Origin of the sequence: Streptomyces sp. NPDC048483, from assembly GCF_040651455.1 — a bacterium.
Lineage (GTDB): Bacteria > Actinomycetota > Actinomycetes > Streptomycetales > Streptomycetaceae > Streptomyces.
In genome coordinates this window covers 104,270-129,318 of record NZ_JBEZJZ010000013.1, presented here as the reverse complement: position 1 = coordinate 129,318, position 25,049 = coordinate 104,270, and the positions used below count along the sequence as shown (strand labels likewise).

Sequence of the window (25,049 nt, the reverse complement as noted above, 5' to 3'; positions counted from 1 at the left end):
GTACATCCTCAAGCTGCACCACCTGGTCGACGACAAGCTGCACGCACGGTCGACCGGCCCGTACTCGATGATCACCCAGCAGCCGCTGGGTGGTAAGGCCCAGTTCGGTGGCCAGCGGTTCGGTGAGATGGAGGTGTGGGCGCTGGAGGCTTACGGCGCCGCCTACGCCCTCCAGGAGCTGCTGACGATCAAGTCCGACGACGTGACCGGCCGCGTGAAGGTCTACGAGGCCATCGTCAAGGGCGAGAACATCCCCGAGCCCGGCATCCCCGAGTCCTTCAAGGTGCTCATCAAGGAGATGCAGTCCCTGTGCCTCAACGTGGAGGTGCTGTCCTCGGACGGCATGTCCATCGAGATGCGCGACACCGACGAGGACGTCTTCCGCGCCGCGGAGGAGCTCGGCATCGACCTGTCCAGGCGCGAGCCGAGCAGCGTCGAAGAGGTCTGACGGGAGTTCGGCCGGGGAGCCAGTGATGGTTCCCCGGCCGGCCCCAAGACCCCCGTTTCAGACCCCAAGACTTACAACCCTGAGAGGGATTGACGCATAGTGCTCGACGTCAACTTCTTCGATGAGCTCCGGATCGGTCTGGCGACCGCTGACGACATCCGTCAGTGGAGCCACGGCGAGGTCAAGAAGCCCGAGACCATCAACTACCGCACCCTCAAGCCCGAAAAGGACGGACTCTTCTGCGAGAAGATCTTCGGTCCGACCCGGGACTGGGAGTGCTACTGCGGTAAGTACAAGCGCGTCCGCTTCAAGGGCATCATCTGCGAGCGCTGCGGCGTCGAGGTCACTCGCGCCAAGGTGCGGCGTGAGCGGATGGGCCACATCGAGCTGGCCGCTCCTGTTACCCACATCTGGTACTTCAAGGGCGTGCCGAGCCGGCTGGGCTACCTGCTGGACCTCGCGCCCAAGGACCTCGAGAAGGTCATCTACTTCGCCGCCTACATGATCACGTGGGTGGACGAGGAGCGCCGTACGCGCGACCTGCCCTCGCTGGAGGCCCATGTCTCCGTCGAGCGTCAGCAGATCGAGCAGCGCCGCGACTCCGACCTGGAGGCCCGCGCCAAGAAGCTCGAGACCGATCTGGCCGAGCTCGAGGCCGAGGGCGCCAAGGCCGATGTGCGCCGCAAGGTGCGCGAGGGTGCCGAGCGCGAGATGAAGCAGCTGCGTGACCGTGCGCAGCGTGAGATCGACCGTCTCGACGAGGTCTGGAACCGCTTCAAGAACCTCAAGGTCCAGGACCTGGAGGGCGACGAGCTCCTCTACCGCGAGCTGCGTGACCGCTTCGGCACGTACTTCGACGGCTCCATGGGTGCGGCTGCCCTGCAGAAGCGCCTGGAGACCTTCGACCTCGAGGAGGAGGCCGAGCGCCTCCGCGAGATCATCCGTACCGGCAAGGGCCAGAAGAAGACCCGTGCGCTCAAGCGCCTCAAGGTCGTCTCCGCCTTCCTGCAGACCCGCAACAGCCCCAAGGGCATGGTGCTGGACTGCATCCCGGTGATCCCGCCGGACCTGCGTCCGATGGTGCAGCTGGACGGTGGCCGCTTCGCGACCTCCGACCTGAACGACCTGTACCGCCGTGTGATCAACCGCAACAACCGCCTCAAGCGTCTCCTTGACCTCGGTGCCCCCGAGATCATCGTGAACAACGAGAAGCGGATGCTGCAGGAGGCCGTCGACGCGCTGTTCGACAACGGCCGCCGCGGTCGCCCGGTGACCGGTCCCGGTAACCGCCCGCTGAAGTCCCTGAGCGACATGCTCAAGGGCAAGCAGGGCCGCTTCCGTCAGAACCTGCTCGGTAAGCGAGTCGACTACTCGGCGCGTTCCGTCATCGTCGTCGGCCCGCAGCTCAAGCTGCACCAGTGTGGTCTGCCCAAGGCCATGGCGCTGGAGCTCTTCAAGCCGTTCGTGATGAAGCGCCTGGTGGACCTCAACCACGCGCAGAACATCAAGAGCGCGAAGCGCATGGTCGAGCGTGGCCGCACCGTCGTGTACGACGTCCTCGAAGAGGTCATCGCCGAGCACCCGGTGCTGCTGAACCGTGCGCCCACCCTGCACCGTCTGGGCATCCAGGCCTTCGAGCCGCAGCTGGTCGAGGGCAAGGCCATTCAGATTCACCCGCTCGTCTGCACCGCGTTCAACGCGGACTTCGACGGTGACCAGATGGCCGTCCACCTCCCGCTGTCCGCGGAGGCCCAGGCCGAGGCCCGCATCCTGATGCTGTCCTCGAACAACATCCTCAAGCCGGCCGACGGCCGTCCGGTCACCATGCCGACCCAGGACATGGTGCTCGGCCTCTTCTTCCTCACCACGGATGAAGAGGAGCGCAAGGTCATCGGCGAGGGCCGGGCGTTCGGCTCGACCGCCGAGGCGATCATGGCGTTCGACGCCAAGGAGCTCTCGCTCCAGGCGAAGGTCGACATCCGCTTCCCGATCGGCACCGTCCCGCCCCGCGGCTGGACCCCGCCGGTTCCGGAGGAGGGCGAGCCCGAGTGGCAGCAGGGTGACAGCTTCCGGCTGCGCACGACCCTGGGCCGCGCGCTCTTCAACGAGCTGCTGCCCGAGGACTACCCGTTCGTCGACTACTCGGTGGGCAAGAAGCAGCTCTCCGCGATCGTCAACGACCTGGCCGAGCGCTACCCGAAGGTCATCGTGGCGGCGACGCTCGACAACCTGAAGGCGTCCGGTTTCCACTGGGCGACCCGTTCCGGCGTCACCGTCGCCGTCTCGGACATCGTCGTCCCGGAGGCCAAGAAGGCCATCGTCGCGGGCTACGAGGCCCAGGACGAGAAGGTCCAGAAGCAGTACGAGCGCGGTCTGATCACCAAGGACGAGCGCACGCAGGAGCTCATCAACATCTGGACCAAGGCGACCAATGAGGTCTCCGAGGCGATGAATGAGAACTTCCCCAAGACGAACCCCATCTTCATGATGGTTGACTCGGGTGCCCGAGGAAACATGATGCAGATGCGGCAGATCGCGGGTATGCGTGGTCTGGTGTCGAACGCGAAGAACGAGACCATCCCGCGTCCGATTAAGGCGTCGTTCCGCGAGGGTCTGTCCGTGCTGGAGTACTTCATCTCCACGCACGGTGCCCGTAAGGGTCTGGCGGACACCGCCCTTCGTACCGCCGACTCCGGTTACCTCACCCGTCGTCTGGTCGACGTCTCCCAGGACGTCATCATTCGCGAGGAGGACTGCGGCACGGAGCGTGGCCTCAAGCTGCGGATCGCCTCGAAGGACGCCGCGGGTGTCCTGCGCAAGGCGGATGACGTCGAGTCCAGCGTGTACGCACGGATGCTCGCCGAGGACGTCGTGGTGGACGGCAAGGTCGTCGCCCCCGCGAACGTCGACCTCGGTGACGTGCTCATCGACGCGCTGGTCGCCAACGGCGTCGAGGCAGTCAAGACCCGTTCGGTCCTGACCTGTGAGTCGGCGGTCGGCACCTGTGCCTTCTGCTACGGCCGTTCGCTGGCCACCGGCAAGCTGGTCGACATCGGTGAGGCGGTCGGCATCATCGCCGCCCAGTCCATCGGTGAGCCCGGCACCCAGCTGACGATGCGTACCTTCCACACCGGTGGTGTGGCCGGTGACGACATCACCCTGGGTCTGCCGCGTGTCGTCGAGCTCTTCGAGGCCCGTACGCCCAAGGGTGTCGCCCCGATCTCGGAGGCGGCCGGCCGCGTCCGTATCGAGGAGACCGAGAAGACCAAGAAGGTTGTCGTCACCCCGGACGACGGCAGCGACGAGATGGCGTACGGCGTCTCCAAGCGTGCCCGTCTCCTGGTGGCCGAGGGCGACCACGTCACGGTCGGCCAGCCGATGACCGTGGGTGCCGTCAACCCGCACGACGTGCTGCGGATCCTCGGCCAGCGCGCCGTCCAGGTCCACCTGGTCGGCGAGGTCCAGAAGGTCTACAACAGCCAGGGCGTGGCGATCCACGACAAGCACATCGAGATCATCATCCGGCAGATGCTGCGCCGTGTGACGATCATCGAGTCCGGCGACGCGGAGCTGCTGCCGGGCGAGCTGGTGGAGCGCACGAAGTTCGAGGGCGAGAACCGTCGGGTCGTGGCGGAGGGTGGCCACCCGGCCTCCGGCCGTCCGCAGCTGATGGGTATCACCAAGGCTTCGCTGGCCACCGAGTCCTGGCTGTCGGCGGCGTCCTTCCAGGAGACGACCAGGGTCCTGACCGACGCGGCGATCAACGCCAAGTCGGACTCCCTGATCGGCCTCAAGGAGAACGTCATCATCGGTAAGCTCATCCCGGCCGGTACGGGCCTGTCCCGCTACCGCAACATCCGGGTCGAGCCCACCGAGGAGGCCAAGGCCGCGATGTACTCGGCCGTCGGTTACGACGACATCGACTACTCGCCCTTCGGCACCGGCTCCGGCCAGGCGGTCCCGCTGGAGGACTACGACTACGGTCCGTACAACCAGTAAGCCCGGACGGCCGGCAAGCCGGCCCGTGCGGCAGCAACAGGGCGGTCACCCCACTGGGGGTGGCCGCCCTGCGGCATTGGGGGCCGCACGGGGGAACTTGTCCTCCCATCTCAGCGTCTGTGATGAGAGGATGGGGAGAACTGTCGAGCGGGGGGAGGTTCGCGAAGTGGCATTCCAGCCGTGGCAGGGTGGGCAGCCCGTCCAGCCGGCGAATCAGATGCCGGTCATGCGTGCCTCGCACGCGGATCGTGAGCGTGCGGTCGATGTGCTGAAGGCCGGTTTCGCCGAGGGGCGGCTTCAGCAGCCCGAGTACGAGCAGCGAATTTCCCGCGCCTATCAGGCGCAGACCCATGCCGAGCTGCAGATGCTGGTCTCGGATCTGCCGCAGGGACCGGTGCCGCAGGCGCAGTTTGCGCCGCGGCCGGTGCCGGCGACGTTCGCGCCGATGCCCATGCAGATGCCGATGCCGATGCACACCAACAGCTCGGCGACGGGCGCGCTCGTCTGCGGGATCCTGACGCCGATGACATGGGGCGCGACGTCGATTCCGGCGGTCATTCTCGGCCACAAGGCGCGCGCGGAGATTCGCCGTACGGGCGAGCGCGGGGACGGTCAGGCCGTCGCGGGCATTGTGCTGGGATGGCTGGGCATCGGGGGTTGGGCGCTGTTTCTCCTGGTGTTCATTCTTCTGGCGGCCACCGGCCACTGAGTGCCGTACGTGGGAGCGCCGGCCGAGGGGGCCGGCGGACGGTGCTCGGCCTTCTTCCCCATTGCGATCGATGCCACTACGGTGGCCGCAACGCCGTGAGGAGTCCGGCGTGTCCTTCGCGTGTGCATTTGTTTTGACCGTAGCCCATGCTGTAGGTACGCTCTGACCTTGTGCCTGGGGTGTCCCTAGGCTGCCGTGCGTACAACCTCCCCTCCCCAGCTACGGCCGGGGAGCGCAAGGAGCACGGAAGCCGGGTCTCGACACCGCAATCTGTCGCCACTCTCTCGCTTGCGAGGGATCGGTCTACAGCATTCGACACACCCGACCGCGTGGGTCGGTGACGTTCCAGGTTAGTTGTACCGAGACAAGAAACCGGAGAAACGGTGCCTACGATCCAGCAGCTGGTCCGGAAGGGCCGCCAGGACAAGGTCGAGAAGAACAAGACACCCGCACTGGCGGGGTCGCCTCAGCGTCGTGGTACGTGCACGCGCGTCTTCACGACCACCCCGAAGAAGCCGAACTCGGCCCTCCGCAAGGTTGCGCGAGTCAAGCTGAGCAGTGGGATCGAGGTTACTGCCTACGTCCCGGGTGAGGGGCACAACCTGCAGGAGCACTCGATCGTGCTCGTGCGTGGTGGCCGTGTGAAGGACCTGCCGGGTGTTCGCTACAAGATCATCCGCGGCTCCCTCGACACGCAGGGCGTCAAGAACCGCAAGCAGGCTCGCAGCCGCTACGGCGCCAAGAAGGAGAAGTAAGAATGCCTCGTAAGGGCCCCGCCCCGAAGCGCCCGGTCATCATCGACCCGGTCTACGGTTCTCCTCTGGTGACCTCCCTCATCAACAAGGTGCTGCTGAACGGAAAGCGCTCCACCGCCGAGCGCATCGTTTACGGCGCCATGGAGGGTCTGCGCGAGAAGACCGGTAACGACCCGGTCATCACGCTCAAGCGCGCGCTCGAGAACATCAAGCCGACCCTTGAGGTCAAGTCCCGCCGTGTCGGTGGCGCGACCTACCAGGTCCCGATTGAGGTCAAGCCCGGCCGCGCCGCGACCCTCTCCCTCCGCTGGCTCGTGGGTTACTCCCGCGCCCGCCGTGAGAAGACCATGACCGAGCGCCTCATGAACGAACTGCTCGACGCCTCCAACGGCCTCGGCGCTTCGGTCAAGAAGCGTGAGGACACGCACAAGATGGCCGAGTCCAACAAGGCCTTCGCGCACTACCGCTGGTAGTCGCAACCCACATCGAGACCGAGAGAAGATTGAGCCGATATGGCCACCACTTCGCTTGACCTGGCCAAGGTCCGCAACATCGGGATCATGGCCCACATCGACGCGGGCAAGACGACCACCACCGAGCGGATCCTGTTCTACACCGGTGTTTCCTACAAGATCGGTGAAGTCCACGACGGCGCTGCCACGATGGACTGGATGGAGCAGGAGCAGGAGCGCGGCATCACGATCACGTCTGCCGCGACGACCTGCCACTGGCCGCTGAACAACGTCGACCACACCATCAACATCATCGACACTCCGGGCCACGTCGACTTCACCGTCGAGGTGGAGCGCTGCCTGCGCGTCCTCGACGGTGCCGTGACGGTGTTCGACGGCGTTGCCGGTGTTGAGCCGCAGTCCGAGACCGTCTGGCGGCAGGCGGACCGCTACGGCGTTCCGCGTATCTGCTTCGTCAACAAGCTCGACCGGACCGGCGCGGAGTTCCACCGCTGCGTCGACATGATCGGGGACCGCCTGGGCGCGGTGCCGCTGGTCATGCAGCTGCCGATCGGCACCGAGATGGACTTCAAGGGCGTCGTCGACCTCGTTCAGATGAAGGCCCTTGTCTGGTCCGCCGAGGCGGCCAAGGGCGAGATGTACGACACCGTCGACATCCCGGCCACGCACCTCGAGGCTGCTGACGAGTGGCGCGGCAAGCTGCTCGAGGCCGTCGCGGAGAACGACGAGGCCATGATGGAGCTGTACCTCGAGGGCGAGGAGCCCACCGAGGAGCAGCTGCACGCCGCCATCCGTCGTATCACCCTTGCCTCCACCGGCGCCGAGGGTTCGGTCACCGTGACCCCGGTGTTCTGCGGTACCGCCTTCAAGAACAAGGGCGTCCAGCCCCTGCTCGACGGCGTTGCCCGCTACCTCCCGTCGCCGCTGGACGTCGGCGCCGTCGAGGGCCAGTCGGTCAAGGACGCGGAAGAGGTCCTGGTCCGCGAGCCGTCCGACAGCGAGCCGCTGTCCGCTCTTGCCTTCAAGATCGCGAGCGACCCCCACCTGGGCAAGCTCACCTTCATCCGCGTGTACTCGGGCCGCCTTGAGGCCGGCTCGCAGGTGCAGAACTCGGTGAAGGGCAAGAAGGAGCGCATCGGCAAGATCTACCGGATGCACGCGAACAAGCGTGAGGAGATCGAGTCGGTGGGTGCCGGTGACATCGTCGCCGTCATGGGTCTGAAGCAGACCACCACCGGTGAGACCCTCTGCGACTCCGCGAAGCCGGTGATCCTGGAGTCGATGGACTTCCCGGCCCCGGTCATCCAGGTCGCCATTGAGCCCAAGTCCAAGGGCGACCAGGAGAAGCTGGGTGTCGCCATCCAGCGCCTCGCCGAGGAGGACCCGTCCTTCCAGGTCCACACCGACGAGGAGACCGGCCAGACCATCATCGCGGGTATGGGCGAACTGCACCTCGACGTGCTGGTCGACCGTATGCGCCGTGAGTTCCGGGTCGAGGCCAACGTCGGCAAGCCGCAGGTCGCCTACCGCGAGACCCTGCGCAAGGCCGTCGAGCGTCTCGACTACACGCACAAGAAGCAGACTGGTGGTTCCGGCCAGTTCGCGAAGGTGCAGATCGCGATCGCGCCGCTCGAGGGCGACGGGTACGAGTTCGAGAACAAGGTCACCGGTGGCCGTATCCCGCGGGAGTACATCCCGTCCGTGGACGCGGGCTGCCAGGAGGCCATGGAGTTCGGCGTGCTCGCCGGCTACCCGCTGACGGGCGTCAAGGTCACCCTTCTCGACGGTGCCTACCACGAGGTCGACTCGTCGGAAATGGCCTTCAAGATCGCCGGTTCGATGGCCTTCAAGGAGGCCGCCCGCAAGGCCTCCCCGGCCCTGCTCGAGCCGATGATGAAGGTCGAGGTCACCACGCCCGAGGACTACATGGGCGATGTGATCGGCGACATCAACTCCCGCCGTGGTCAGATTCAGTCCATGGAGGACCGCAGCGGCGCCAAGCTCATCACGGGCCTGGTTCCGCTCTCGGAGATGTTCGGCTACGTCGGAGACCTCCGCAGCAAGACGTCGGGTCGCGCAAGCTACTCGATGCAGTTCGACTCCTACGCCGAGGTTCCCCGGAACGTCGCCGAGGAGATCATCGCGAAGGCCAAGGGCGAGTAGCTCCGTCTCCCGCGAGTCGGAACACGCTTTAGGCTTGACACCGTCTGCCGGGGTAATCCCCGCATTCCGTGAGGAATACCCCGGCGGCCGGCATCCCAGCAAAGATCACCTGGCGCCGATGAGTAAGGCGTACAGAACCACTTCAGGAGGAACCAGTGGCGAAGGCGAAGTTCGAGCGGACTAAGCCGCACGTCAACATCGGCACCATCGGTCACATCGACCACGGTAAGACGACCCTCACGGCCGCCATTACCAAGGTGCTGCACGACGCGTACCCGGACCTGAACGAGGCCTCGGCCTTCGACCAGATCGACAAGGCTCCTGAGGAGCGCCAGCGCGGTATCACGATCTCCATCGCGCACGTCGAGTACCAGACCGAGTCGCGTCACTACGCCCACGTCGACTGCCCCGGTCACGCGGACTACATCAAGAACATGATCACGGGTGCGGCGCAGATGGACGGCGCCATCCTCGTGGTTGCCGCCACCGACGGCCCGATGCCGCAGACCAAGGAGCACGTGCTCCTGGCCCGCCAGGTCGGCGTTCCGTACATCGTTGTCGCCCTGAACAAGGCCGACATGGTGGACGACGAGGAGATCCTGGAGCTCGTCGAGCTCGAGGTCCGTGAGCTCCTCTCCGAGTACGAGTTCCCGGGCGACGACGTTCCGGTCGTCAAGGTCTCGGCGCTCAAGGCGCTCGAGGGCGACAAGGAGTGGGGCGACTCCGTCCTCAAGCTCATGGCCGCCGTCGACGAGTCGATCCCGCAGCCCGAGCGTGACGTCGACAAGCCGTTCCTGATGCCGATCGAGGACGTCTTCACGATCACCGGCCGTGGCACCGTTGTCACCGGTCGTATCGAGCGTGGTGTCCTCAAGGTCAACGAGACCGTCGACATCATCGGCATCAAGACCGAGAAGACCACCACCACGGTCACCGGTATCGAGATGTTCCGGAAGCTCCTCGACGAGGGCCAGGCCGGTGAGAACGTCGGTCTGCTCCTCCGTGGCATCAAGCGCGAGGACGTCGAGCGCGGCCAGGTCATCATCAAGCCGGGCTCGGTCACCCCGCACACCGAGTTCGAGGCGCAGGCCTACATCCTGTCCAAGGACGAGGGTGGCCGCCACACGCCGTTCTTCAACAACTACCGTCCGCAGTTCTACTTCCGTACGACTGACGTGACCGGTGTGGTGACCCTCCCCGAGGGCACCGAGATGGTCATGCCGGGCGACAACACCGAGATGACCGTCTCGCTGATCCAGCCCGTGGCCATGGAAGAGGGCCTGAAGTTCGCCATCCGTGAGGGTGGCCGGACCGTCGGCGCCGGCCAGGTCACCAAGATCAACAAGTAAGTTCTGTTGATCGGGGAGACCCGGTAGTAGCTCAGCAAGGAGCCCCGTCCGCCATCTGGTGGGCGGGGCTCCTTGACAGTTCGGCCCCGATTGGCCTTACACATCCCGCGTATGGCACACTGTCCAGGTTGCTCGGTTGAGTGCCAATGCTGCGCGCCTCCCGCCGGGAGGACTGGAAGCGAGTCCCAGGTATTCGTCGTCCCTTCTCAGGGCCGGAAATACGGGAATCTTCCGGGAAGCGTCAGCGGGGTGCCTCGGCCAGGCGCCCGGTGGGTGTTCTTCCCCCACTTTCTCCTTCTTGAAGGATCTCCCGTGCGGAGATTTACGGGAAGGGGCGCGACACGCCCGACCGCGTGGGTCGGAGAAGAACGCGAACCTGCCGGGTCCCAGAGCGTTACGAGAGACAGGACTACGAAGTAGCCATGGCGGGACAGAAGATCCGCATCCGGCTCAAGGCCTACGACCACGAGGTCATCGACACGTCGGCGAAGAAGATCGTCGAGACGGTGACCCGTACTGGTGCGTCGGTCGCGGGCCCGGTGCCGCTGCCCACTGAGAAGAACGTGTACTGCGTCATCAAGTCGCCGCACAAGTACAAGGACTCGCGCGAGCACTTCGAGATGCGCACGCACAAGCGCTTGATCGACATCCTCGACCCGACGCCCAAGACCGTTGACTCGCTGATGCGCCTGGACCTTCCGGCCGGCGTTGACATCGAGATCAAGCTCTGAGAGGCGCGGAACAGATGGCTAAGCAGATCAAGGGCATCCTGGGCGAGAAGCTCGGCATGACCCAGGTCTGGGACGAGAACAACCGTGTCGTCCCGGTCACTGTGGTCAAGGCCGGCCCCTGTGTCGTTACCCAGGTGCGCACCAATGACCAGGACGGTTACGACTCCGTCCAGATCGCCTTCGGCGAGATCGACCCGCGCAAGGTGAACAAGCCCCTCAAGGGCCACTTCGCGAAGGCCGACGTCACCCCCCGCCGCCACCTCGTCGAGGTCCGTACCGCTGACGCCAGCGAGTACACCCTCGGCCAGGAGCTGACGGCCGAGACCTTCGAGTCCGGCGTCAAGGTGGACGTGACCGGCAAGAGCAAGGGCAAGGGCTTCGCCGGCGTCATGAAGCGTCACGGCTTCCACGGCGGCAAGGCGTCCCACGGTGCCCACCGTGTGCACCGTAAGCCTGGTTCCATCGGTGGCTGTGCCACCCCCGGCCGTGTCTTCAAGGGCATGCGCATGGCGGGCCGCATGGGCAACGAGCGGGTCACCACCCAGAACCTGACCGTCCACGCCGTTGACGCCGAGAAGGGTCTGCTGCTCATCAAGGGCGCCGTCCCCGGCCCCAACGGTGGCCTCGTCCTGGTCCGTACCGCGGCCAAGGGGGTTTGAGGAACCGATGAGCACCATTGACATCCTTTCGCCGGCAGGCGACAAGGCCGGGACCGTCGAGCTCCCCACGGAGATCTTCGACGCCAAGGTCAGCATTCCGCTGATCCACCAGGTCGTTGTCGCGCAGCTGGCCGCGGCCCGTCAGGGCACGCACAAGACCAAGACTCGCGGCGAGGTCCGCGGCGGTGGCAGGAAGCCGTACCGCCAGAAGGGCACCGGCCGCGCGCGCCAGGGTTCGACCCGTGCGCCGCAGTTCGCCGGCGGTGGCGTCGTCCACGGCCCCGTGCCGCGTGACTACTCGCAGCGGACGCCCAAGAAGATGAAGGTTGCCGCCCTGCGCGGTGCCCTCACCGACCGGGCCCGCAACAGCCGCATCCACGTCGTTGCCGGCGTGGTCGAGGGCGACATCTCCACCAAGGCCGCCAAGACTCTCCTCGGCAAGGTCAGCGAGCGCAAGAACGTGCTCCTGGTCGTCGAGCGCAGCGACGAGGCCGCGTGGCTGTCCGCCCGCAACCTGCCCCAGGTTCACATCCTGGAGCCGGGCCAGCTGAACACGTACGACGTGCTCGTCTCCGACGACGTGGTCTTCACCAAGGCCGCCTTCGAGTCCTTCGTGTCTGGCCCCAAGGCCGCTGAGACCGAAGGGAGCGACGCCTGATGACTGAGGCCGTCGTCACCAGCAAGACCTTCTCGGACCCGCGCGACGTTCTCGTCAAGCCGGTTGTCTCGGAGAAGAGCTACGCGCTGCTGGACGAGAACAAGTACACGTTCATCGTCGCGCCTGGCGCCAACAAGACCCAGATCAAGCAGGCCGTCGAGGCGGTCTTCTCGGTCAAGGTCACCGGGGTCAACACGATCAACCGTCAGGGTAAGCGCAAGCGCACCAAGACCGGTTTCGGAAAGCGCGCGAACACCAAGCGCGCCATCGTGACCCTCGCCGAGGGCGACCGTATCGACATCTTCGGCGGTCCGACCGCCTAAGGGCGGTCCGGATCGTCCGAAATCGGACGAGGACTGAGAAATGGGTATCCGCAAGTACAAGCCGACGACCCCGGGCCGTCGTGGCTCCAGCGTCGCCGACTTTGTCGAGATCACGCGGTCCACGCCGGAGAAGTCGCTGGTCCGCCCGCTGCACAGCAAGGGCGGCCGTAACAACGCCGGTCGTGTGACCGTTCGCCACCAGGGCGGTGGCCACAAGCGCGCCTACCGAGTGATCGACTTCCGTCGTCACGACAAGGACGGCGTGCCTGCCAAGGTCGCGCACATCGAGTACGACCCCAACCGCACCGCGCGCATCGCGCTGCTGCACTACGCAGACGGCGAGAAGCGCTACATCATTGCGCCCCGTGGCCTGGTTCAGGGTGCTCGGATTGAGAACGGCCCTGGCGCCGACATCAAGCCGGGCAACAACCTGGCGCTGCGCAACATCCCGGTCGGTACGACCATTCACGCCATCGAGCTGCGGCCCGGCGGCGGCGCGAAGTTCGCCCGTTCCGCGGGTGCCTCCGTGCAGCTGCTGGCGAAGGAGGGCTCCATGGCCCACCTTCGTATGCCGTCCGGTGAGATCCGTCTGGTCGACGTCCGCTGCCGCGCCACCATTGGCGAGGTCGGCAACGCCGAGCAGTCGAACATCAACTGGGGCAAGGCCGGCCGTATGCGCTGGAAGGGCGTCCGCCCGACCGTGCGTGGTGTCGTGATGAACCCCGTCGACCACCCGCACGGTGGTGGTGAGGGCAAGACCTCCGGTGGTCGCCACCCGGTCTCGCCGTGGGGTCAGAAGGAGGGTCGTACTCGTTCGCCGAAGAAGGCGAGCAACAAGTACATCGTCCGCCGCCGCAAGACGAACAAGAAGCGCTAGGAGCGGGTTTAGATGCCGCGCAGTCTCAAGAAGGGGCCCTTCGTCGACGACCACCTTTCCAAGAAGGTGGACGTACAGAACGATGCAGGCACCAAGAACGTCATCAAGACCTGGTCCCGCCGCTCCATGATCGTCCCGGCCATGCTCGGCCACACGATCGCGGTGCACGACGGCCGCAAGCACGTCCCGGTGTTCGTCACCGAGTCGATGGTCGGCCACAAGCTCGGCGAGTTTGCGCCGACCCGCACCTTCCGCGGCCACGAGAAGGACGACCGCAAGTCGCGGCGTCGTTGATCGGCGGAGTGCGAAGACTATGACTGACACCGAAGGGACAACCATGGAAGCCAGGGCCCAGGCGCGGTACATCCGCGTCACGCCCATGAAGGCCCGCCGCGTGGTGGACCTTATCCGTGGCATGGATGCCACGGAGGCTCAGGCGGTCCTGCGTTTTGCCCCGCAGGCCGCGAGCGTGCCGGTTGGCAAGGTGCTGGACAGCGCCATTGCCAACGCTGCACACAACTACGACCACACCGACGCCGGCAGCCTCGTTATTTCCGAGGCGTACGTCGACGAGGGCCCGACCCTGAAGCGGTTCCGGCCGCGCGCCCAGGGCCGTGCCTACCGGATCCGCAAGCGGACCAGCCACATCACCGTGGTCGTCAGCAGCAAGGAAGGAACCCGGTAATGGGCCAGAAGGTAAACCCGCACGGGTTCCGGCTCGGCATCACCACCGACTTCAAGTCGCGCTGGTACGCCGACAAGCTGTACAAGGACTACGTCAAGGAAGACGTCGCCATTCGTCGCATGATGACGAAGGGCATGGAGCGCGCTGGTATCTCCAAGGTGGAGATCGAGCGCACCCGTGAGCGCGTCCGCGTTGACATCCACACCGCTCGTCCGGGCATCGTCATCGGCCGCCGCGGCGCCGAGGCGGACCGCATCCGCGGCGAGCTGGAGAAGCTGACCGGCAAGCAGGTCCAGCTGAACATCCTCGAGGTCAAGAACCCCGAGACCGACGCTCAGCTGGTGGCCCAGGCCGTCGCCGAGCAGCTGTCCTCCCGCGTCTCCTTCCGTCGCGCCATGCGTAAGAGCATGCAGTCGACGATGAAGGCCGGCGCCAAGGGCATCAAGATCCAGTGCGGTGGCCGTCTCGGCGGCGCCGAGATGTCCCGCTCGGAGTTCTACCGCGAGGGCCGTGTGCCCCTGCACACGCTCCGTGCGAACGTCGACTACGGCTTCTTCGAGGCCAAGACCACCTTCGGCCGTATCGGCGTGAAGGTCTGGATCTACAAGGGCGACGTCAAGAACATCGCCGAGGTGCGCGCCGAGAACGCTGCCGCCCGTGCGGGTAACCGCCCGGCCCGCGGTGGCGGTAACGACCGTCCGCGCCGCGGTGGCGAGCGTGGCGGCCGCGGCCGCAAGCCGCAGCAGAGCGGCGCTGCCGAGGCCCCCAAGGCCGAGGCCGCTGCCACTGCTCCGGCGGAGACCCCTGGAACGGAGGCCTGACCGACATGCTGATCCCTCGCAGGGTCAAGCACCGCAAGCAGCACCACCCGAAGCGCAACGGTATGGCCAAGGGTGGCACCGAGCTGGCCTTCGGTGAGTACGGAATCCAGGCCGTCACTCCGGCCTACGTGACGAACCGGCAGATCGAGTCCGCTCGTATTGCCATGACCCGTCACATCAAGCGTGGCGGCAAGGTCTGGATCAACATCTACCCGGACCGCCCGCTCACGAAGAAGCCTGCCGAGACCCGCATGGGTTCCGGTAAGGGTTCTCCGGAGTGGTGGGTCGCGAACGTCAAGCCCGGTCGGGTGATGTTCGAGCTGTCCTTCCCGAACGAGAAGGTTGCTAAGGAGGCGCTGACCCGCGCCGCCCACAAGCTTCCGATGAAGTGCCGCATCGTTCGGCGCGAGGCAGGTGAATCGTGATGTCGGCCGTTACCAAGGCGTCCGAGCTGCGCGAGCTGAACGACGAGGACCTCGTCGCCAAGCTCCGTGAGGCCAAGGAAGAGCTGTTCAACCTCCGCTTCCAGGCGGCGACCGGACAGCTCGAGAACCACGGCCGGCTGAAGGCCGTCCGCAAGGACATCGCCCGGATCTACACCCTGATGCGTGAGCGCGAGCTGGGCATCGAGACGGTGGAGAGCGCCTGATGAGCGAGAAGAATGTGACTGAGACGAACGAGCGCGGTTTCCGCAAGACCCGTGAGGGTCTCGTCGTCAGCGACAAGATGGACAAGACCGTCGTCGTCGCTGTCGAGGACCGTGTCAAGCACGCGCTGTACGGCAAGGTCATCCGCCGTACCAACAAGCTCAAGGCGCACGACGAGCAGAACGCTGCCGGCGTCGGCGACCGCGTCCTCCTGATGGAGACCCGGCCGCTGTCCGCCACCAAGCGCTGGCGCATCGTCGAGATCCTCGAGAAGGCCAAGTAATCCCTCCTAGGGGGACCCCCTAGGAACAGTTCCGCCAGGCTCGGCAGGGGTTTCACGTGAAACCCCTGCCGGGAACCGGCAGACATTCAGGAGATAGACGTGATCCAGCAGGAGTCGCGACTGCGGGTCGCCGACAACACTGGTGCGAAGGAAATCCTTTGCATCCGTGTTCTCGGTGGCTCGGGTCGCCGCTACGCGGGCATCGGTGACGTCATTGTCGCCACCGTGAAGGACGCGATCCCCGGTGGCAACGTGAAGAAGGGTGACGTCGTCAAGGCCGTCATCGTTCGCACCGTCAAGGAGCGCCGCCGTCCGGACGGCTCGTACATCCGCTTCGACGAGAACGCGGCCGTCATCCTCAAGAACGATGGCGACCCCCGCGGCACCCGTATCTTCGGCCCCGTGGGCCGTGAGCTGCGCGAGAAGAAGTTCATGAAGATCATCTCGCTCGCGCCGGAGGTGCTGTAACCGATGAAGATCAAGAAGGGCGACCTGGTCCAGGTCATCACCGGTAAGGACAAGGGCAAGCAGGGCAAGGTCATTCAGGCCTTCCCCCGCGAGGACCGTGTCCTGGTCGAGGGTGTCAACCGGGTCAAGAAGCACACCAAGGCCGGTCAGACGGCCCGTGGTTCGAAGACCGGCGGCATCGTGACGACCGAGGCCCCTGTCCACATCAGCAACGTTCAGCTGGTCGTGGAGAAGGACGGCGCGAAGGTTGTCACCCGCGTCGGATACCGCTTCGACGACGAAGGCAACAAGATCCGCGTTGCCAAGCGGACCGGTGAGGACATCTGATGACTGCCACCACCAACGCGCCGCGTCTGAAGCTGCGCTACCGCGAAGAGATCGCCGGGAAGCTGAAGGACGAGTTCTCGTACGAGAACGTCATGCAGATCCCCGGTCTGACCAAGATTGTGGTCAACATGGGTGTGGGCGACGCCGCCCGCGACTCCAAGCTGATCGAGGGTGCCATCAAGGACCTCACCACGATCACCGGTCAGAAGCCGGCCGTCACCAAGGCCCGTAAGTCCATCGCGCAGTTCAAGCTGCGCGAGGGCCAGCCGATCGGTGCCCACGTCACCCTTCGCGGTGACCGCATGTGGGAGTTCCTGGACCGCCTGCTGTCGCTGGCGCTGCCGCGCATCCGCGACTTCCGTGGTCTGTCCCCGAAGCAGTTCGACGGTCGGGGCAACTACACCTTCGGTCTCACGGAGCAGGTCATGTTCCACGAGATCGACCAGGACAAGATCGACCGTACCCGGGGTATGGACATCACCGTGGTCACCACGGCGACCAACGACGATGAGGGCCGCGCTCTCCTTCGTCACCTCGGCTTCCCGTTCAAGGAGGCGTGAGCGAGATGGCGAAGAAGGCTCTGATTGCCAAGGCTGCTCGCAAGCCGAAGTTCGGTGTGCGCGCGTACACCCGCTGCCAGCGCTGCGGCCGTCCGCACTCCGTGTACCGCAAGTTCGGCCTGTGCCGCGTGTGCCTTCGTGAGATGGCTCACCGTGGCGAGCTGCCGGGCGTGACCAAGAGCTCCTGGTAATCCCCTAGTTGGGATTCCCGGAGGCTCTCGGTAAGCACCCGGTCGGCGGGCGCCCGTCCCTTTTTCCCGTTAGGGTAGAAGGGTTTGGGCGCCCCGCCGCCCGAGACCGACCGCGGGCGAAGCCCGCATAACGTCGCTTACTACGCCGTAGGTCCCCGCGCCGCACCCGTCCCGACTCTGATCGGGGAGAGGGATGGCGCACATAGGAAACCCCGGCGAGAGAGGCCGAAGGCCAATTCATGACCATGACTGATCCCATCGCAGACATGCTGACCCGTCTGCGTAACGCGAACTCGGCGTACCACGACACCGTCGTGATGCCGCACAGCAAGATCAAGTCGCACATCGCGGAGATCCTCCAGCAGGAGGGTTACATCACCGGCTGGAACGTCGAGGACGCCGAGGTCGGCAAGAACCTCACCCTCGAGCTGAAGTTCGGCCCGAACCGCGAGCGCTCGATCGCCGGCATCAAGCGGATCTCGAAGCCGGGCCTGCGGGTCTACGCAAAGTCCACCAACCTGCCGAAGGTCCTCGGCGGCCTGGGCGTGGCGATCATCTCCACGTCCCACGGTCTCCTGACCGGCCAGCAGGCCAGCAAGAAGGGCGTGGGTGGGGAAGTCCTCGCCTACGTCTGGTAACCAGGGAACGGAGGAATAGCTAATGTCGCGTATTGGCAAGCTGCCCATCCAGGTTCCCGCTGGTGTGGACGTCACCATCGAGGGCCGCACGGTCAACGTGAAGGGTCCCAAGGGCTCCCTTTCGCACACCGTTGCCGCGCCCATCGAGGTCGCCAAGGGTGAGGACGGCGTCGTCGCCGTCACCCGCCCGAACGACGAGCGTCAGAACAAGGCCCTGCACGGCCTGTCCCGCACGCTGGTGGCGAACATGATCACCGGCGTGACCCAGGGCTACAGCAAGGCGCTCGAGATCAGCGGTGTCGGCTACCGCGTCCAGGCGAAGGGCTCCAACCTGGAGTTCGCGCTTGGCTACAGCCACCCCATCGTCGTCGAGGCTCCTGAGGGCATCTCCTTCAAGGTCGAGTCCCCGACCAAGCTCAGCGTCGAGGGCATCGACAAGCAGAAGGTCGGCGAGGTTGCGGCGAACATCCGCAAGCTGCGCAAGCCTGACCCGTACAAGGCCAAGGGCGTCAAGTACGCCGGCGAGGTCATCCGCCGCAAGGTCGGAAAGGCTGGTAAGTAAGCCATGGCATACGGTGTGAAGATCGCTAAGGGTAACGCCTACAAGCGCGCTGCCGCTAAGCGTCGCCACATCCGCATCCGTAAGCGGATTTCGGGTACGCCGGCGCGTCCGCGTCTGGTGGTGACGCGGTCCAACCGTGGCATCACCGCGCAGGTCATCGACGACATCGCGGGCCACACGCTGGCCTCGGCGTCGACGCTTGACGCGTCCATCCGAGGCGGCGAGGGCGACAAGAGCGCTCAGGCCAAGAAGGTTGGCGCCCTGGTTGCCGAGCGTGCCAAGGCCGCCGGTGTCGAGGCCGTCGTGTTCGACCGTGGTGGCAAGCAGTACGCCGGGCGGATTGCCGCTCTGGCCGACGCCGCCCGCGAAGCCGGGCTGAAGTTCTAAGCCCCGGTTCCGGAGCTAGCGGACGTAACAGAGAGAGGTAAATCCAATGGCTGGACCCCAGCGCCGCGGAAGCGGTGCCGGTGGCGGCGAGCGGCGGGACCGGAAGGGTCGCGACGGTGGCGCTGCCGCCGAGAAGACCGCGTACGTTGAGCGCGTTGTCGCGATCAACCGCGTCGCCAAGGTTGTCAAGGGTGGTCGCCGTTTCAGCTTCACCGCGCTGGTCGTGGTGGGCGACGGTGACGGCACCGTAGGTGTCGGTTACGGCAAGGCCAAGGAAGTTCCGGCTGCCATCGCCAAGGGCGTGGAAGAGGCCAAGAAGAACTTCTTCAAGGTCCCCCGTATCCAGGGCACCATCCCGCACCCCATCCAGGGCGAGAAGGCTGCGGGCGTTGTCCTGCTCAAGCCGGCTTCCCCCGGTACCGGTGTGATCGCCGGTGGTCCCGTGCGCGCCGTCCTGGAGTGCGCGGGCATCCACGACGTCCTGAGCAAGTCGCTCGGCTCGTCGAACCCGATCAACATCGTGCACGCCACGGTGACCGCGCTTCAGGGCCTTCAGCGCCCCGAGGAGATCGCGGCCCGTCGTGGCCTGCCGCTGGAGGACGTTGCTCCCGCCGCTCTGCTGCGGGCGCGTGCTGGGGTGACCGCGTAATGGCGCACCTCAAGATCACGCAGACGAAGTCGTTCATCGGTAGCAAGCAGAACCACCGTGACACCCTGCGTTCGCTCGGGCTCAAGCGCCTGAACGACTCGGTTGTCAAGGAGGACCGCCCCGAGTTCCGCGGCATGGTGCACACCGTCCGCCACCTCGTGACGGTTGAGGAGGTCGACTGACATGGCGGAGAACAACCCGCTGAAGGTCCACAACCTCCGGCCCGCCCCGGGCGCCAAGACCGCCAAGACCCGTGTCGGTCGTGGTGAGGCGTCCAAGGGTAAGACCGCTGGTCGTGGTACCAAGGGCACGAAGGCCCGTTACCAGGTTCCGGAGCGCTTCGAGGGTGGGCAGATGCCCCTCCACATGCGCCTCCCGAAGCTGAAGGGCTTCAAGAACCCCGCGCACAAGCAGTTCCAGGTCGTGAACCTGGACAAGCTGGCCGAGCTCTACCCGCAGGGTGGCGAGGTCACGGTGGCCGATCTGGTCGCCAAGGGCGCGGTGCGCAAGAACGAGCTCGTCAAGGTCCTGGGCCAGGGCGAGGTCTCCGTGGCGCTGCAGGTTTCGGTTGACGCCGTTTCCGGCTCCGCCAAGGAGAAGATTGCCGCTGCCGGCGGCAGCGTCACCGAGCTCATCTGAGTTCGTTGGTTCAACTGACCGGGGATGCCCACTGTTTGGGGCATCCCCGGTTGGTCGTTCCACGGGGGTAAGGTCGCCGGTAAGGTGGCAGGCACTGTTGTTTTCCGGGGCTTTGCCCCGGACCCCCGCCGCGCGGGCTCTGCCTGTGCGGCTTTGGCCGCCAAGTAACCGTCGATCCTCAAGACCGTCACCTCTCGCTTACGAGGCGGGAGGCGCAGGAGGCACCGTGCTCACCGCGTTCGCCCGAGCGTTCAAGACGCCCGACCTGCGCAAGAAGCTGCTGTTCACATTGGGCATCATCGTGCTCTACCGGATCGGCGCACACGTCCCGGTCCCCGGGGTGAACTACAAGAACGTCCAAACCTGCATGGAGGTTGCCGGCGGCAACAGCGGGTTGTTCGCCCTGGTGAACATGTTCAGCGGTGGTGCGCTACTGCAGATCACGATCTTCGCGCTGGGAATCATGCCGTACATCACGGCGAGCATCATTCTCCAGCTGCTGACCGTGGTCATCCCCCGGCTGGAGGCCCTCAAGAAAGAGGGCCAGACCGGCCAGGCGAAGATCACTCAGTACACCCGCTATCTGACCGTGGCGCTCGCCATCATGCAGGGCACCGGCCTGGTGGCCACCGCCCGCACTGGTGCGATCTTCCAGAACTGCCCGGTCGCCAGCGAGATCGTGCCGAGCGACTCCATCTTCACGACCATCACGATGGTCGTCACGATGACCGCCGGCACGGGCCTGATCATGTGGCTCGGCGAGCTGGTCACCGACCGCGGTATCGGCAACGGCATGTCGATCCTGATGTTCATCTCGATCGCGGCCGGCTTCCCGGGCGCCCTGTGGCAGATCAAGCTCACCGGCAAGCTCGCCGACGGCTGGATCGAGTTCTTCTCGGTGATCGTGGTGGGCCTGGCGATGGTCGCGCTGGTGGTCTTCGTCGAGCAGGCGCAGCGGCGCATTCCGGTGCAGTACGCGAAGCGGATGATCGGCCGCCGGTCCTATGGCGGTACGTCCACCTACATCCCGCTCAAGGTGAATCAGGCGGGTGTGATTCCCGTCATCTTCGCGTCGTCGCTGCTCTACATTCCGGCCCTGATTGCACAGTTCAGCGGGTCGAAGGCGGCATGGGCGACCTGGATCGCCACCAACTTCACCAAGCAGAATCACCCGGTTTACATCGTTACGTACTTCTTGCTCATCGTGTTCTTCGCCTTCTTCTACGTGGCCATCAGCTTCAACCCCGAAGAAGTTGCCGACAACATGAAGAAGTATGGTGGCTTCATCCCGGGTATCCGGGCTGGTCGCCCGACGGCCGAGTACCTCAGCTACGTGCTCAACCGGATCACGTGGCCGGGCTCGCTGTATCTGGGGCTGATCGCACTCGTACCAACCGTGGCGTTGGTGCTGTTCAACACGCAACAGAACTTCCCGTTCGGCGGGACGAGCATCCTGATCATCGTGGGTGTGGGTCTGGAGACCGTGAAGCAGATCGAGAGTCAGCTTCAGCAGCGCAATTACGAAGGGTTCCTCCGCTGATGCGAATCGTCCTCGTCGGACCTCCGGGGGCCGGTAAGGGTACGCAGGCCGCGTACCTCGCCAAGAACCTCGCGATCCCGCACATTTCCACGGGGGACCTGTTCCGCGCGAACATCAGTCAGGGCACGCCGCTCGGTCTCGAGGCGAAGTCCTACATGGACGCGGGGAACCTCGTACCGGACTCGGTGACCATCCGTATGGCCGAGGACCGGATGGGGCACGAGGACGCGGCGAACGGCTTCCTGCTCGACGGCTTCCCGCGGAACGTGGGCCAGGCCGAGGCGCTGGACGACTACCTCAAGGACAACGACCTTCAGCTGGACGCCGTCCTGGACCTGGAGGTCCCGGAGGACGAGGTCGTCAAGCGGATCGCCGGCCGGCGGATCTGCCGCAAGGACAGCAGCCACGTCTTCCACGCGGAGTACAACAAGCCGAAGACCGAGGGCGTCTGTGACGCCTGCGGCGGCGAGCTGTACCAGCGCGACGACGACAGCGAGGAGACCGTCCGCAACCGGCTGGACGTCTACCACACACAGACCGAGCCGATCATCGACTACTACAAGGCCCAGGATCTGGTCGTCACGATCCCGGCGCTCGGCAAGGTCGCGGAGGTCACGGAGCGCGCGATGGCCGCGCTGCAGGCCCTGAGCAGGTAAACGGTTCTGTACGGCCGCGGTGTCCCGGGTGGGGCACCGCGGTCTTTGCGTTGCGGCGTCGGCGGACGGCCGCGGTGCCCGGGTGGGCCGCAGCGGCCGTATTGTGTATGGGGCGGTCGCGAGGGCCGCCGGACAAGCGTTGCAGTCGGACCGGAAAGGCATCAGCCGCAATGGTGGAGATCAAGACCCCCGAGCAGATCGCGAAGATGCGCGAGGCGGGGCTGGTGGTCGCCGCCATCCATGCCGCGACCCGGAAGGTTGCGGTGCCGGGGGCCACGACCAAAGACCTGGACGACGCGGCGCGCAAGGTGCTGGCCGAGCACGGTGCAAAGTCGAACTTCCTCGGGTACGGCGGGTTCCCCGCGACGATCTGCACCTCGGTGAACGACGTGGTGGTGCACGGCATCCCCGACACCGAGACGGTCCTGGCGGACGGGGACATCATCTCGATCGACTGCGGCGCGATCATCGACGGCTGGCACGGCGACGCGGCGTACACCGCCTTCGTCGGGTCCGGTCACTCCGCGGAGCTGGTCGAGCTCAGCCGGGTCACCGAGGAGTCCATGTGGGCCGGCATCGCGGCCGTCGCCAAGGGCAACCGTCTGGTCGACATCTCCAAGGCGATCGAGGGCTACATCCGCCGGCAGCCGCGCCCGTCGAGCGGCAAGTACGGCATCGTGGAGGACTACGGCGGCCACGGCATCGGCTCGCAGATGCACATGGACCCGCATCTGCTGAACTACGTCGACCGCAAGCGCGGCCGCGGCCCCAAGCTGGTGCCCGGCTTCTGCATCGCGATCGAGCCGATGGTCAATCTCGGCACCGCCAAGACGCACGTCCTGGACGATGACTGGACGGTCAAGACCAACGACGGCAGCTGGTCCTCGCACTGGGAGCACTCGGTCGCGCTGACCGAGCAGGGCCCGCTGGTGCTGACCGCGGTCGACGGCGGCAAGGCGAAGCTCGCCGAGTACGGCATCGAGGCCGCGCCGGATCCGCTGGCATAGCGGAGCCCGGACGGTCGTGCCGTTTTCGGCATTCCTCCGTTGTAAGGAAAAACGGAGGGGAATTCACCTGCGATTCCGCCGTATTGATATGGCAGCCGCTTCGGTTGCTGCACCGCCGGCTGATGCCGGTGCCGGCTCGGATGACTGACCATCATCCGGGCCGCTGTGCGTTCGGTGACGAGGTGCCGGTGAGGCCGCGTCGCACGGTGCGGGGCATGGGGCCAAGGGGCCCGGGGTCTCAATTTCACCTTTCTGGGGGCGTGACGTAGACTGACGCGTCGGCTCTGGTGCATTCGTGTGCCTGCGTACTCTACGTAACACACCGTACGGAGTCGATCAAGGTAGCCGATTCGAAAGGCGAAGCGTGGCCAAGAAGCAAGGTGCCATCGAGATCGAGGGCACCGTGATCGAGTCTCTGCCGAACGCTATGTTCCGCGTAGAGCTCCAGAACGGTCACAAGGTCCTCGCGCACATCAGCGGCAAGATGCGGATGCACTACATCCGCATTCTCCCGGATGACCGGGTCGTGGTGGAGCTTTCTCCGTACGACCTGACGCGTGGCCGGATCGTCTACCGCTACAAGTAGATCTTGTCGGCGCCCCGCTCCCGTGGGGTGACGGCACTGACCCGGAGAACCTCACATCCCATGAAGGTCAAGCCGAGCGTCAAGAAGATCTGCGACAAGTGCAAGGTGATCCGCCGCCACGGCCGGGTCATGGTCATCTGCGACAACCTGCGCCACAAGCAGCGCCAGGGCTGACGCACGCCGACCACCTGCATTTCGCAGTTTTCGCGCGACGCAAGCACACAACGTACATACGCAGTCACCCGACCCCCCGCACTCGCGTGGGGACGACACCCCCGGCTCGGAGGCCGGGGACCCGGCTCGTAATGCTCAAGAGTCTTACGGGAACGGTGCTGTGGAAGACCTCCGAATAGCCATCAGGAGCCACATCAATGGCACGCCTCGCAGGCGTTGATCTCCCGCGCGAAAAGCGCGTCGAGGTCGCCCTCACCTACGTCTTCGGTATCGGGCGCACGCTGTCGCAGCAGACCCTCGCCGCCACCGGCGTGAACCCGGACACCCGTGTTCGCGACCTGGCCGAGGAAGACCTGGTCAAGATCCGCGAGTACGTGGACAGCAACCTCAAGACCGAGGGTGACCTCCGTCGCGAGATCCAGGCCGACATCCGCCGCAAGGTCGAGATCGGCTGCTACCAGGGTCTGCGCCACCGCCGCGGTCTGCCGGTGCACGGTCAGCGCACCAGCACGAACGCCCGTACCCGCAAGGGTCCGCGTCGCGCGATCGCCGGCAAGAAGAAGCCGGGCAAGAAGTAGTCCTCAGCAGGACGCACTGTGTGTTCTGGGGGGATACCCCTCAGAGCCCCCCAAGCGGTCTTCGCTGTAGGACCGACCACCTCCACGGGAGTAATGAATGCCTCCGAAGGGCCGTACGGCCGGCGCCAAGAAGGTGCGCCGCAAGGAGAAGAAGAACGTTGCCCACGGGCACGCTCACATCAAGAGCACGTTCAACAACACGATCGTTTCGATCACGGACCCCACGGGCAACGTGATCTCTTGGGCCTCTGCCGGCCATGTCGGCTTCAAGGGCTCGCGCAAGTCCACCCCCTTCGCCGCGCAGATGGCCGCTGAGTCGGCCGCCCGTCGCGCGCAGGAGCACGGCATGCGCAAGGTTGACGTCTTCGTCAAGGGTCCCGGCTCCGGCCGTGAGACCGCGATCCGCTCCCTCCAGGCCACCGGCCTCGAGGTCGGCTCGATCCAGGACGTCACCCCCACCCCGCACAACGGATGCCGCCCGCCCAAGCGCCGCCGCGTCTGACCAGC

General features: G+C 65.6%; 34 protein-coding genes and 1 pseudogene. All 35 read left to right on the top strand.

Features of this window, described 5'->3' with window-relative positions; translation table 11 throughout:
* Positions 1 to 448 (top strand): annotated as a pseudogene (locus AB0D04_RS10180) (DNA-directed RNA polymerase subunit beta); the annotation flags it as partial.
* A gap of 99 nt (positions 449 to 547) precedes the next feature.
* Positions 548 to 4,447 (top strand): DNA-directed RNA polymerase subunit beta', encoded by a 3,900-nt coding sequence (locus AB0D04_RS10175; protein ID WP_362701445.1) that lies wholly within the window; start codon positions 548 to 550, stop codon positions 4,445 to 4,447.
* A 226-nt stretch (positions 4,448 to 4,673) separates the two neighbouring features.
* A complete protein-coding gene (locus AB0D04_RS10170; protein WP_362701456.1) occupies positions 4,674 to 5,156 on the top strand; it encodes a DUF1707 and DUF4190 domain-containing protein in 483 nt (160 codons plus the stop codon).
* 383 nt (positions 5,157 to 5,539) lie between these two features.
* Complete coding sequence (gene rpsL, locus AB0D04_RS10165; RefSeq protein WP_030062899.1) at positions 5,540 to 5,911, top strand: 30S ribosomal protein S12; 372 nt, start codon at positions 5,540 to 5,542, stop codon at positions 5,909 to 5,911.
* Positions 5,912 to 5,913: 2 nt separating this feature from the next.
* Positions 5,914 to 6,384, top strand: coding sequence for a 30S ribosomal protein S7 (rpsG, locus tag AB0D04_RS10160; RefSeq protein WP_030986135.1), 471 nt, complete (start codon positions 5,914 to 5,916; stop codon positions 6,382 to 6,384).
* A gap of 39 nt (positions 6,385 to 6,423) precedes the next feature.
* Positions 6,424 to 8,547, top strand: a complete 2,124-nt coding sequence (gene fusA / locus AB0D04_RS10155; RefSeq protein WP_362701441.1) for an elongation factor G — start codon at positions 6,424 to 6,426, stop codon at positions 8,545 to 8,547.
* Between the two features lie 155 nt (positions 8,548 to 8,702).
* Positions 8,703 to 9,896 carry an elongation factor Tu gene (gene tuf / locus AB0D04_RS10150; RefSeq protein WP_362701439.1) on the top strand — a complete coding sequence of 398 codons (1,194 nt, stop codon included), beginning with the start codon at positions 8,703 to 8,705 and terminating at the stop codon, positions 9,894 to 9,896.
* A 422-nt stretch (positions 9,897 to 10,318) separates the two neighbouring features.
* On the top strand, positions 10,319 to 10,627 hold the full coding sequence (gene rpsJ, locus AB0D04_RS10145) for a 30S ribosomal protein S10 (protein WP_004571821.1): 309 nt from the start codon (positions 10,319 to 10,321) through the stop codon (positions 10,625 to 10,627).
* Positions 10,628 to 10,641: 14 nt separating this feature from the next.
* Positions 10,642 to 11,286: a 50S ribosomal protein L3 gene (gene rplC, locus AB0D04_RS10140; RefSeq protein WP_362701437.1), complete on the top strand. Its 645-nt coding sequence runs from the start codon at positions 10,642 to 10,644 to the stop codon at positions 11,284 to 11,286.
* Positions 11,287 to 11,293: 7 nt separating this feature from the next.
* Positions 11,294 to 11,944 carry a 50S ribosomal protein L4 gene (gene rplD, locus AB0D04_RS10135; RefSeq protein WP_362701434.1) on the top strand — a complete coding sequence of 217 codons (651 nt, stop codon included), beginning with the start codon at positions 11,294 to 11,296 and terminating at the stop codon, positions 11,942 to 11,944.
* Positions 11,944 to 12,267, top strand: a complete 324-nt coding sequence (gene rplW / locus AB0D04_RS10130) for a 50S ribosomal protein L23 (protein ID WP_362701432.1) — start codon at positions 11,944 to 11,946, stop codon at positions 12,265 to 12,267. Before rplD ends, rplW begins: the two co-directional genes overlap by 1 nt.
* Before the next feature lie 40 nt (positions 12,268 to 12,307).
* On the top strand, positions 12,308 to 13,144 hold the full coding sequence (rplB, locus tag AB0D04_RS10125) for a 50S ribosomal protein L2 (protein ID WP_362701430.1): 837 nt from the start codon (positions 12,308 to 12,310) through the stop codon (positions 13,142 to 13,144).
* Between the two features lie 12 nt (positions 13,145 to 13,156).
* Positions 13,157 to 13,438: a 30S ribosomal protein S19 gene (rpsS, locus tag AB0D04_RS10120; protein WP_018090899.1), complete on the top strand. Its 282-nt coding sequence runs from the start codon at positions 13,157 to 13,159 to the stop codon at positions 13,436 to 13,438.
* Positions 13,439 to 13,481: 43 nt separating this feature from the next.
* Positions 13,482 to 13,829, top strand: a complete 348-nt coding sequence (rplV, locus tag AB0D04_RS10115) for a 50S ribosomal protein L22 (protein WP_006604878.1) — start codon at positions 13,482 to 13,484, stop codon at positions 13,827 to 13,829.
* On the top strand, positions 13,829 to 14,650 hold the full coding sequence (gene rpsC / locus AB0D04_RS10110; RefSeq protein WP_362701429.1) for a 30S ribosomal protein S3: 822 nt from the start codon (positions 13,829 to 13,831) through the stop codon (positions 14,648 to 14,650). The genes rplV and rpsC overlap by 1 nt, the downstream gene beginning before the upstream one ends.
* Positions 14,651 to 14,655: 5 nt before the next feature.
* Entirely contained in the window at positions 14,656 to 15,075 is a 420-nt protein-coding gene (rplP, locus tag AB0D04_RS10105) for a 50S ribosomal protein L16 (protein ID WP_004571829.1), read from the top strand.
* The gene (gene rpmC / locus AB0D04_RS10100; protein ID WP_030062893.1) at positions 15,075 to 15,299 is read left to right on the top strand and encodes a 50S ribosomal protein L29; all 225 of its coding nucleotides are present in this window, start codon (positions 15,075 to 15,077) and stop codon (positions 15,297 to 15,299) included. The genes rplP and rpmC overlap by 1 nt, the downstream gene beginning before the upstream one ends.
* Entirely contained in the window at positions 15,299 to 15,580 is a 282-nt protein-coding gene (rpsQ, locus tag AB0D04_RS10095) for a 30S ribosomal protein S17 (protein WP_006604882.1), read from the top strand. The genes rpmC and rpsQ overlap by 1 nt, the downstream gene beginning before the upstream one ends.
* Before the next feature lie 99 nt (positions 15,581 to 15,679).
* Complete coding sequence (rplN, locus tag AB0D04_RS10090; protein ID WP_003998823.1) at positions 15,680 to 16,048, top strand: 50S ribosomal protein L14; 369 nt, start codon at positions 15,680 to 15,682, stop codon at positions 16,046 to 16,048.
* A gap of 3 nt (positions 16,049 to 16,051) precedes the next feature.
* On the top strand, positions 16,052 to 16,375 hold the full coding sequence (gene rplX / locus AB0D04_RS10085; protein WP_362701425.1) for a 50S ribosomal protein L24: 324 nt from the start codon (positions 16,052 to 16,054) through the stop codon (positions 16,373 to 16,375).
* Positions 16,375 to 16,935: a 50S ribosomal protein L5 gene (gene rplE / locus AB0D04_RS10080; RefSeq protein WP_046927447.1), complete on the top strand. Its 561-nt coding sequence runs from the start codon at positions 16,375 to 16,377 to the stop codon at positions 16,933 to 16,935. Before rplX ends, rplE begins: the two co-directional genes overlap by 1 nt.
* 5 nt (positions 16,936 to 16,940) lie before the next feature.
* Entirely contained in the window at positions 16,941 to 17,126 is a 186-nt protein-coding gene (locus AB0D04_RS10075) for a type Z 30S ribosomal protein S14 (protein ID WP_003956452.1), read from the top strand.
* A gap of 239 nt (positions 17,127 to 17,365) precedes the next feature.
* Positions 17,366 to 17,764, top strand: coding sequence for a 30S ribosomal protein S8 (gene rpsH, locus AB0D04_RS10070; protein ID WP_030062890.1), 399 nt, complete (start codon positions 17,366 to 17,368; stop codon positions 17,762 to 17,764).
* Between the two features lie 22 nt (positions 17,765 to 17,786).
* Complete coding sequence (rplF, locus tag AB0D04_RS10065) at positions 17,787 to 18,326, top strand: 50S ribosomal protein L6 (RefSeq protein ID WP_362701423.1); 540 nt, start codon at positions 17,787 to 17,789, stop codon at positions 18,324 to 18,326.
* A 3-nt stretch (positions 18,327 to 18,329) separates the two neighbouring features.
* Complete coding sequence (gene rplR, locus AB0D04_RS10060; RefSeq protein WP_046927450.1) at positions 18,330 to 18,713, top strand: 50S ribosomal protein L18; 384 nt, start codon at positions 18,330 to 18,332, stop codon at positions 18,711 to 18,713.
* Between the two features lie 46 nt (positions 18,714 to 18,759).
* Positions 18,760 to 19,362, top strand: coding sequence for a 30S ribosomal protein S5 (gene rpsE, locus AB0D04_RS10055; RefSeq protein ID WP_006604888.1), 603 nt, complete (start codon positions 18,760 to 18,762; stop codon positions 19,360 to 19,362).
* Positions 19,362 to 19,544, top strand: a complete 183-nt coding sequence (rpmD, locus tag AB0D04_RS10050) for a 50S ribosomal protein L30 (RefSeq protein ID WP_362701420.1) — start codon at positions 19,362 to 19,364, stop codon at positions 19,542 to 19,544. The genes rpsE and rpmD overlap by 1 nt, the downstream gene beginning before the upstream one ends.
* Position 19,545: 1 nt before the next feature.
* Positions 19,546 to 20,001 carry a 50S ribosomal protein L15 gene (gene rplO, locus AB0D04_RS10045; protein ID WP_362701418.1) on the top strand — a complete coding sequence of 152 codons (456 nt, stop codon included), beginning with the start codon at positions 19,546 to 19,548 and terminating at the stop codon, positions 19,999 to 20,001.
* A 226-nt stretch (positions 20,002 to 20,227) separates the two neighbouring features.
* A complete protein-coding gene (secY, locus tag AB0D04_RS10040) occupies positions 20,228 to 21,541 on the top strand; it encodes a preprotein translocase subunit SecY (RefSeq protein WP_362701416.1) in 1,314 nt (437 codons plus the stop codon).
* Positions 21,541 to 22,197, top strand: coding sequence for an adenylate kinase (locus tag AB0D04_RS10035; RefSeq protein WP_362701414.1), 657 nt, complete (start codon positions 21,541 to 21,543; stop codon positions 22,195 to 22,197). The genes secY and AB0D04_RS10035 overlap by 1 nt, the downstream gene beginning before the upstream one ends.
* Positions 22,198 to 22,367: 170 nt before the next feature.
* Positions 22,368 to 23,204, top strand: a complete 837-nt coding sequence (map, locus tag AB0D04_RS10030; protein ID WP_362701412.1) for a type I methionyl aminopeptidase — start codon at positions 22,368 to 22,370, stop codon at positions 23,202 to 23,204.
* A gap of 364 nt (positions 23,205 to 23,568) precedes the next feature.
* Complete coding sequence (infA, locus tag AB0D04_RS10025) at positions 23,569 to 23,790, top strand: translation initiation factor IF-1 (RefSeq protein WP_014047798.1); 222 nt, start codon at positions 23,569 to 23,571, stop codon at positions 23,788 to 23,790.
* A gap of 60 nt (positions 23,791 to 23,850) precedes the next feature.
* Positions 23,851 to 23,964 (top strand): 50S ribosomal protein L36, encoded by a 114-nt coding sequence (rpmJ, locus tag AB0D04_RS10020; protein ID WP_003956441.1) that lies wholly within the window; start codon positions 23,851 to 23,853, stop codon positions 23,962 to 23,964.
* A gap of 197 nt (positions 23,965 to 24,161) precedes the next feature.
* Positions 24,162 to 24,542 (top strand): 30S ribosomal protein S13, encoded by a 381-nt coding sequence (rpsM, locus tag AB0D04_RS10015; RefSeq protein ID WP_362701410.1) that lies wholly within the window; start codon positions 24,162 to 24,164, stop codon positions 24,540 to 24,542.
* A gap of 97 nt (positions 24,543 to 24,639) precedes the next feature.
* A complete protein-coding gene (gene rpsK / locus AB0D04_RS10010) occupies positions 24,640 to 25,044 on the top strand; it encodes a 30S ribosomal protein S11 (RefSeq protein WP_004571845.1) in 405 nt (134 codons plus the stop codon).
* The last annotated feature ends 5 nt before the right edge of the window (positions 25,045 to 25,049 follow it).

Bases quoted from the DNA above. Each gene is read 5' to 3' on its own strand.
- AB0D04_RS10170 (WP_362701456.1), top strand. From the start codon at position 4,674: ATGCGTGCCTCGCACGCGGATCGTGAGCGTGCGGTCGATGTGCTGAAG.
- rpsG (WP_030986135.1), top strand. From the start codon at position 5,914: ATGCCTCGTAAGGGCCCCGCCCCGAAGCGCCCGGTCATCATCGACCCG.
- fusA (WP_362701441.1), top strand. From the start codon at position 6,424: ATGGCCACCACTTCGCTTGACCTGGCCAAGGTCCGCAACATCGGGATC.
- rpsJ (WP_004571821.1), top strand. From the start codon at position 10,319: ATGGCGGGACAGAAGATCCGCATCCGGCTCAAGGCCTACGACCACGAG.
- rplC (WP_362701437.1), top strand. From the start codon at position 10,642: ATGGCTAAGCAGATCAAGGGCATCCTGGGCGAGAAGCTCGGCATGACC.
- rplD (WP_362701434.1), top strand. From the start codon at position 11,294: ATGAGCACCATTGACATCCTTTCGCCGGCAGGCGACAAGGCCGGGACC.
- rplW (WP_362701432.1), top strand. From the start codon at position 11,944: ATGACTGAGGCCGTCGTCACCAGCAAGACCTTCTCGGACCCGCGCGAC.
- rplB (WP_362701430.1), top strand. From the start codon at position 12,308: ATGGGTATCCGCAAGTACAAGCCGACGACCCCGGGCCGTCGTGGCTCC.
- rpsS (WP_018090899.1), top strand. From the start codon at position 13,157: ATGCCGCGCAGTCTCAAGAAGGGGCCCTTCGTCGACGACCACCTTTCC.
- rplV (WP_006604878.1), top strand. From the start codon at position 13,482: ATGGAAGCCAGGGCCCAGGCGCGGTACATCCGCGTCACGCCCATGAAG.
- rpsC (WP_362701429.1), top strand. From the start codon at position 13,829: ATGGGCCAGAAGGTAAACCCGCACGGGTTCCGGCTCGGCATCACCACC.
- rplP (WP_004571829.1), top strand. From the start codon at position 14,656: ATGCTGATCCCTCGCAGGGTCAAGCACCGCAAGCAGCACCACCCGAAG.
- rpmC (WP_030062893.1), top strand. From the start codon at position 15,075: ATGTCGGCCGTTACCAAGGCGTCCGAGCTGCGCGAGCTGAACGACGAG.
- rpsQ (WP_006604882.1), top strand. From the start codon at position 15,299: ATGAGCGAGAAGAATGTGACTGAGACGAACGAGCGCGGTTTCCGCAAG.
- rplX (WP_362701425.1), top strand. From the start codon at position 16,052: ATGAAGATCAAGAAGGGCGACCTGGTCCAGGTCATCACCGGTAAGGAC.
- rplE (WP_046927447.1), top strand. From the start codon at position 16,375: ATGACTGCCACCACCAACGCGCCGCGTCTGAAGCTGCGCTACCGCGAA.
- AB0D04_RS10075 (WP_003956452.1), top strand. From the start codon at position 16,941: ATGGCGAAGAAGGCTCTGATTGCCAAGGCTGCTCGCAAGCCGAAGTTC.
- rpsH (WP_030062890.1), top strand. From the start codon at position 17,366: ATGACCATGACTGATCCCATCGCAGACATGCTGACCCGTCTGCGTAAC.
- rplF (WP_362701423.1), top strand. From the start codon at position 17,787: ATGTCGCGTATTGGCAAGCTGCCCATCCAGGTTCCCGCTGGTGTGGAC.
- rplR (WP_046927450.1), top strand. From the start codon at position 18,330: ATGGCATACGGTGTGAAGATCGCTAAGGGTAACGCCTACAAGCGCGCT.
- rpsE (WP_006604888.1), top strand. From the start codon at position 18,760: ATGGCTGGACCCCAGCGCCGCGGAAGCGGTGCCGGTGGCGGCGAGCGG.
- rpmD (WP_362701420.1), top strand. From the start codon at position 19,362: ATGGCGCACCTCAAGATCACGCAGACGAAGTCGTTCATCGGTAGCAAG.
- rplO (WP_362701418.1), top strand. From the start codon at position 19,546: ATGGCGGAGAACAACCCGCTGAAGGTCCACAACCTCCGGCCCGCCCCG.
- AB0D04_RS10035 (WP_362701414.1), top strand. From the start codon at position 21,541: ATGCGAATCGTCCTCGTCGGACCTCCGGGGGCCGGTAAGGGTACGCAG.
- map (WP_362701412.1), top strand. From the start codon at position 22,368: ATGGTGGAGATCAAGACCCCCGAGCAGATCGCGAAGATGCGCGAGGCG.
- rpmJ (WP_003956441.1), top strand. From the start codon at position 23,851: ATGAAGGTCAAGCCGAGCGTCAAGAAGATCTGCGACAAGTGCAAGGTG.
- rpsM (WP_362701410.1), top strand. From the start codon at position 24,162: ATGGCACGCCTCGCAGGCGTTGATCTCCCGCGCGAAAAGCGCGTCGAG.
- rpsK (WP_004571845.1), top strand. From the start codon at position 24,640: ATGCCTCCGAAGGGCCGTACGGCCGGCGCCAAGAAGGTGCGCCGCAAG.